This window comes from Synechococcus sp. CS-205 (assembly GCF_025128255.1).
Taxonomy (GTDB): Bacteria; Cyanobacteriota; Cyanobacteriia; order PCC-6307; family Cyanobiaceae; genus Regnicoccus_A.
In genome coordinates, this window is record NZ_JAHLZB010000050.1 from 1 (window position 1) to 5,952 (window position 5,952).

Consider the following 5,952-nt stretch of genomic DNA (forward strand, 5'->3'; position numbering starts at 1 on the left):
GCTGCTGGGCTTCATGCACCAGGAGGATTACGACGCCGTGGTGGCGGGATACCGCACCACCTCAGGGCTGCTGTTCGGGCTGCCGATCGTGTTCGACACCGACCAGGAGGACGTGGCGGTGGGGCAGAGGCTGCTGCTCACTTACCAGGGGCAGGAGCTGGCGGTGCTCACGGTGGAGAGCCGCTGGGAGCCCGACAAGGTCAAGGAGGCCAAAGGTTGCTACGGCACCACCTCGCTGGAGCATCCCGCGGTGCGCATGATCGCCACTGAGCGGGGGCGCTACTACCTGGGCGGCGCGTTGCAGGGCCTTGAGCTGCCCCGGCGGGTGTTCCCCTGCCGCACCCCCGCCCAGGTCCGCGCCGAACTGCCCCATGGGGAGGATGTGGTGGCCTTCCAGTGCCGCAATCCGATTCATCGGGCCCACTACGAGCTGTTCACCCGCGCGCTCCACGCCACGAACGTCAGTGAGTCGGGGGTGGTGCTGGTGCATCCCACCTGCGGTCCCACCCAGGAGGACGACATTGCCGGGGAAGTGCGCTTCCAGACCTACGAGCGACTGGCGGCGGAGGTGGCCAACCCACGCATCCGCTGGGCCTACCTGCCCTACGCGATGCACATGGCGGGGCCTCGGGAGGCGCTGCAGCACATGATCATCCGCAAGAATTACGGCTGCACCCACTTCATCATCGGCCGCGACATGGCGGGCTGCAAGAGCTCCCTGAGCGGCGAGGACTTCTACGGTCCCTACGACGCCCAGGACTTTGCCCGTGACAACGCGCCGGAGCTGGGCATGGAGACGGTGCCGTCACTGAACCTGGTGTACACCGAAGAGGAGGGCTACGTGACGGCCGAACACGCCCAGGCGAGGGGGTTGCATGTGAAGAAATTGAGCGGAACCCAGTTCCGGCAGATGCTGCGCAGCGGTGAGGAGATCCCGGAGTGGTTCGCCTTTCGTAGCGTGGTGGAGGTGCTGCGGTCCGCCTGACGGGCCTCGGCGACGGTTAACATTCTGTTACTTCAACTCTCAGGAGCAGGCAGGTTGAACAAACGCTGGCGCAACGCAGGGCTCTACGTGCTCCTGGCGATCGTGGTGATTGCGGTGGGCTCCGCTTTCCTGGGTCGCCCTGATCAGGCCAACGCCCCCAGAAGCCTCCGTTACAGCGATTTCGTCGAGGCGGTTCAGGAGAACCAGATCTCGCGGGTGCTGATCTCCCCCGACCGCGGCACCGCCCAGGTCGTCGAGAACGACGGCAATCGCGCCGTGGTCAACCTCGCCCCTGACAAGGACCTGCTCAAGCTGCTCACCGAGCACAACGTCGACATCGCAGTCCAGCCCAACCGTGAGCCCGCCGCCTGGCAGCAGGCCGTGGGCAGCCTGCTGTTCCCGCTGCTGCTGCTGGGGGGACTGTTTTTCCTGCTGCGGCGCGCCCAGGGGGGCGGCGGCAATCCCGCCATGAGTTTCGGCAAGAGCAAGGCCCGGGTTCAGATGGAGCCCCAGACCCAGGTCACCTTCGGGGATGTGGCCGGCATTGAGGGCGCCAAGCTCGAGCTCACCGAAGTGGTCGACTTCCTCAAGAACCCTGACCGCTTCACCGCCGTCGGCGCCAAGATTCCCAAGGGTGTGCTTCTGGTGGGCCCTCCTGGCACCGGCAAGACCCTGCTCGCCAAGGCCGTGGCCGGCGAGGCCGGCGTTCCCTTCTTCTCCATCTCCGGTTCCGAGTTCGTGGAGATGTTCGTGGGCGTGGGTGCCAGCCGCGTGCGCGATCTGTTCGAGCAGGCCAAGAAGAGCGCTCCCTGCATCGTCTTCATCGACGAGATCGACGCGGTGGGGCGTCAGCGGGGCGCGGGCCTCGGTGGTGGCAACGACGAACGGGAGCAGACCCTCAATCAGCTGCTCACCGAGATGGACGGCTTCGAGGGCAACACCGGCATCATCATCGTGGCGGCCACCAACCGTCCGGATGTGCTCGATTCAGCGCTGATGCGGCCGGGCCGCTTCGATCGCCAGGTGGTGGTCGACCGTCCGGACTATGCCGGCCGTCTGCAGATCCTCGGCGTCCATGCCCGCGGGAAGACCCTGGCCAAAGACGTCGATCTCGACAAGGTGGCCCGCCGCACCCCCGGCTTCACCGGCGCCGATCTGGCCAACCTGCTCAACGAAGCTGCGATCCTGGCGGCCCGTCGTCAGCTCACCGAAGTCTCGATGGATGAGGTCAACGACGCGATCGAGCGGGTGATGGCCGGCCCTGAGAAGAAAGACCGGGTGATGAGCGAGAAGCGCAAGCGGCTCGTGGCCTATCACGAATCCGGCCATGCCCTGGTGGGCGCCCTGATGCCCGACTACGACCCGGTGCAGAAGATCAGCATCATTCCCCGCGGTCAGGCCGGGGGCCTCACCTTCTTCACCCCCAGTGAGGAGCGGATGGAGTCAGGCCTCTATTCCCGCTCCTATCTGCAGAACCAGATGGCCGTGGCCCTCGGTGGCCGTGTTGCCGAGGAGATCGTCTACGGTGAAGACGAAGTCACCACCGGCGCCTCCAACGACCTCCAGCAGGTGGCCCGGGTGGCCCGTCAGATGGTCACCCGCTTCGGCATGAGCGACAAGCTGGGCCCCGTGGCCCTGGGCCGGGCGCAGGGGGGCATGTTCCTCGGCCGCGACATCGCCGCCGAGCGCGACTTCTCCGAAGACACCGCCGCCACCATCGACTCAGAGGTGGGTCTGCTGGTGGATGAGGCCTACCACCGCGCCAAATGGGTGCTGGTCCAGAACCGCTCCGTTCTTGATGAACTGGCTGAGCTGCTGGTGGAGAAGGAAACCGTCGATGCCGAAGAGCTCCAGGAGCTTCTGATCCGCAGCGATGTCCGCGTGGCTGAATACGTCTGAGCCCCGGCTTCTTCTCGATGAACTCCGGGCGCTGCCGCTGCTGGCGGTGTTGCGCCCGGTCCGCCCGCTGGAGGCCAAGGCCCGGATCGCGCTCCTGAACGCGGCCGGGCTGCGCCATGTGGAGATCGCCTGGAGCCCCTGGCCAGGCTGGAGCCAGGAGTGCGATGAACTGGCCCGGTGCTTCCCGACCATGCGCTTCGGGGCCGCTTCGGTGCGCACGCTTCAGGCGCTGGAGGCGGCCCATCACGCCGGTTTCTCCTTTGCGGTCTCACCCGTGCTCGATCCCCAGCTGCTGGCAGCGGCCCGGCAGCTGGGGATCACCCTGGTGCCGGGGGTCTTCTCCCCCACCGAGGTGCAGCAGGCGGTCGGGCTGGGCTGCACGGCAGTGAAGCTCTTCCCGGCCAATGCCCTGGGGCCATCCTACTGGAGTTCCCTGTCCGGCGCGCTGGGCCCCTTGCCCTTCTGCATCGCGGCCGGGGGTCTTGGGGTTGCTGACCTCAGCGGTTGGCTCGAGGCGGGGGTGAATGCCCTGGCCCTGGGGTCCAGGCTGTTCGCGGTCGCCAGCGGAGTGGGTGCACCACCAGCACTGGATCCTGGACTGACGCGCTGGGTGCAGGCCTATCCCTCAGCCTTTCACCAGAGGCTGCACTGAGCCTGCTGGCGCAGCAGGTGGTCGGCCAGCACCAGGGCCACCATCGCTTCCACCATCGGCACCGCCCGCGGCAGCACGCAGGGGTCGTGGCGGCCCTTGGCCTCCAGCACGGTGGCTTCCCCGCTGGAGGTCACGGTCTGCTGGGCTTTGCGGATCGTGGCGGTGGGCTTGAAGGCCACCCGCAGCACGATGGTTTCGCCGTTGCTGATGCCGCCCTGGATGCCGCCGGAGTTGTTGGTGGCGGTGCGCAGCGATCCATCCTCGGTGGCCAGGAAGGCGTCGTTGTGCTGGCTGCCCCGCAGCAGGGTGCCGGCGAAGCCGGAGCCGATCTCGAACCCCTTGGTGGCCGGCAGCGACATCACGGCCTTGGCCAGATCGGCCTCCAGCTTGTCGAAGACGGGCATGCCCAGCCCCACCGGCGCCTGACGCACCACGCACTCGATCACCCCGCCGCAGGAGTCGCCCTCGCGGCCGATCGCCTCGATGCGCTCGATCATGCGCTCGGCGCAGGCGGCATCGGGGCAGCGCACGATGTTGCCCTCCACGGCCTCGATGGTCACGCTCGCTGGATCGATGCTGCTGGCTTCGATCGTGTGGATCCGCTTCACCCAGGCGATCACCTCGGTGCCATGGGCCCTGGCCAGCAGTTGTTTGGCGATGGCCCCGGCCGCCACCCGGCCGATCGTTTCCCGCGCCGAGGCCCTGCCGCCGCCGCTGCGGGCCTGGATGCCGTACTTCGCCTGGTAGGTGGCGTCGGCGTGGGAGGGCCGGAACGCCACCGCCATCTCGCTGTAATCGCCGGGGCGCTGGTCCTTGTTGCGCACCACCATGGCGATCGGCGTGCCCAGGGTGACCCCGTCCAGCAGCCCGCTGAGGATCTCGACGCGGTCGGCTTCCTTGCGGGGGGTGGTGATCCTGCTCTGGCCGGGCTTCCTGCGATCGAGCTCCGCCTGAATGGCTTCCGGGTCCAGGGCGAGTCGGGGTGGGCAGCCGTCGACGATCACACCCAAACCACCACCGTGGGATTCGCCGAAGGTGCTGACCCTGAAGAGTTGCCCGAAGCTGCTGCCCATCTCCTCGTCCTTCTGACCTGGAGCCTACGCAACGGCTTTGCTTCTGAGCGTCTTCAGCCCGTGAAGATCCCCTGAACGGGGGATGCCATCAGCCCTGGTTCAGCAGGATGCTGAAAGCACCGAGATGCTGTTGTGCGGATGGAGATCCCCCATCGACCTTTTTTGATCGCTCTCGGCATGACCCTGGCTTTCGCCGGGGGGCCTGCAGCCGCCACCACCTGGGAGGCCATCGACACCCTCCGAGCCCGGCTGGGCTCCGCCGGAGTCACGGTGATCCAGCGCAGCTGTCCCCAGCGAGGGCTCCAGGGTCTGTATCACTCCGGCAACGACACGATCGTGATCTGCCGGTCCCACCGCTCACCGGCGGCGGTGTGGAACACCCTGGCTCATGAGGCCACCCATCGGATGCAGGCCTGCGTCGGTGGCTCCATCACCCATCGGCAGCACCATCGATCGATGGCCCGCAGTCTGGCCAGTTACGCCCCGGACGACCTGCGTTCGCTGAGGGCTTATCCCAGGGGGCAGCAACTCGCTGAACTCGAGGCCCGATACACAGCCCAGCTGCCACCCGAGCAGGTGTTGCAGCTGTTCGATCGCTACTGCTCTCCAACCTCAGCGTCCTCCCGGCCATGAACAATCTTCTGCTTCAGCTCGCCATGGCCGCCCTCTCCCAGCTGGGCGGCGGATACGCAGGCCCCTTGCAGTCGCCGACGCTCGGTCCTCGGCTGTTTCCAGCTCCAAATCCCCTGGCGCTCCCAGGTCCGGCCCCCTTCCGGAGCCCGGCGGGGACGGGACGGAACAGGCCCCAGGGTGAGCAGCTGGCCAGCCTGGCGGCCACCACCTGCCAGTTGCGCAGTGGCGTGATCAGCCGCAGCCAGGCCCGCCAGAGACTCCAGGGCTTCGGGGAGAGCAGGGGCTGGCAACCGGGCTGGGGCGAGGCCATTCCCCTGCAGCGAGTCGATGCCGCCATCCGCAGTGCCGGCGGATGCCAGGCCCTCCTCGCGGAATTCGGGGAAAGGCGCTCTCCCGGAAGGCGTGGGCCAGCCATCGGCAGGGCCACACCGGCCCCGCAGAGCCCCAGCGAGGCGCAGAGATTCGGCCTGGCCCCCTACCGCTGAGACCTTCGGGCTGATGGATCCACACAAAAAAGCCCCTGCCGAAGCAGGGGCTTTCGTTGTTCTGATGCAGGTGGGGCGGGCCCTGGTGGACCCACCGGCAGCATCAGCCGATCGCAGGAGCGGTCAGCGCCACGGGAGTGGCTTCAGCAGAAGCCAGGTCCAGCGGGAAGTTGTGCGCATTGCGCTCGTGCATCACTTCCATGCCCAGACCAGCGCGGTTCAGCA

6 protein-coding genes and 1 pseudogene are annotated in these 5,952 nt (G+C 67.4%); 5 read left to right on the plus strand and 2 right to left on the minus strand.

The window, feature by feature from the left end; genetic code table 11:
* The 3 genes from sat to KQ297_RS12315 form a co-directional block, all read left to right on the plus strand.
* Positions 1-985: sulfate adenylyltransferase (sat, locus tag KQ297_RS12305; protein WP_259739679.1), on the plus strand; the 985-nt coding region annotated here is incomplete at its 5' end.
* 54 nt (positions 986-1,039) lie between these two features.
* Positions 1,040-2,884: an ATP-dependent zinc metalloprotease FtsH3 gene (gene ftsH3 / locus KQ297_RS12310; RefSeq protein ID WP_185466625.1), complete on the plus strand. Its 1,845-nt coding sequence runs from the start codon at positions 1,040-1,042 to the stop codon at positions 2,882-2,884.
* Positions 2,859-3,536 (plus strand): bifunctional 4-hydroxy-2-oxoglutarate aldolase/2-dehydro-3-deoxy-phosphogluconate aldolase, encoded by a 678-nt coding sequence (locus KQ297_RS12315; RefSeq protein WP_259739680.1) that lies wholly within the window; start codon positions 2,859-2,861, stop codon positions 3,534-3,536. Before ftsH3 ends, KQ297_RS12315 begins: the two co-directional genes overlap by 26 nt.
* On the opposite strand, the gene aroC is transcribed toward KQ297_RS12315, so the two are convergent.
* Positions 3,518-4,609 carry a chorismate synthase gene (aroC, locus tag KQ297_RS12320; protein WP_259739681.1) on the minus strand — a complete coding sequence of 364 codons (1,092 nt, stop codon included), beginning with the start codon at positions 4,607-4,609 and terminating at the stop codon, positions 3,518-3,520. The two genes, KQ297_RS12315 and aroC, sit on opposite strands and share 19 nt — an antisense overlap.
* A 177-nt stretch (positions 4,610-4,786) precedes the next feature.
* Here aroC and KQ297_RS12325 point away from each other — a divergent pair, with 177 nt between their 5' ends.
* Together KQ297_RS12325 and KQ297_RS12330 are read left to right on the plus strand one after the other, a co-directional pair.
* Positions 4,787-5,242 (plus strand): hypothetical protein, encoded by a 456-nt coding sequence (locus KQ297_RS12325; protein WP_255441546.1) that lies wholly within the window; start codon positions 4,787-4,789, stop codon positions 5,240-5,242.
* Entirely contained in the window at positions 5,239-5,727 is a 489-nt protein-coding gene (locus tag KQ297_RS12330) for a hypothetical protein (protein WP_259739682.1), read from the plus strand. Before KQ297_RS12325 ends, KQ297_RS12330 begins: the two co-directional genes overlap by 4 nt.
* A gap of 103 nt (positions 5,728-5,830) precedes the next feature.
* Here KQ297_RS12330 and KQ297_RS12335 read toward each other — a convergent pair.
* Positions 5,831-5,952, minus strand: a pseudogene (locus KQ297_RS12335) (photosystem II q(b) protein); the annotation flags it as partial.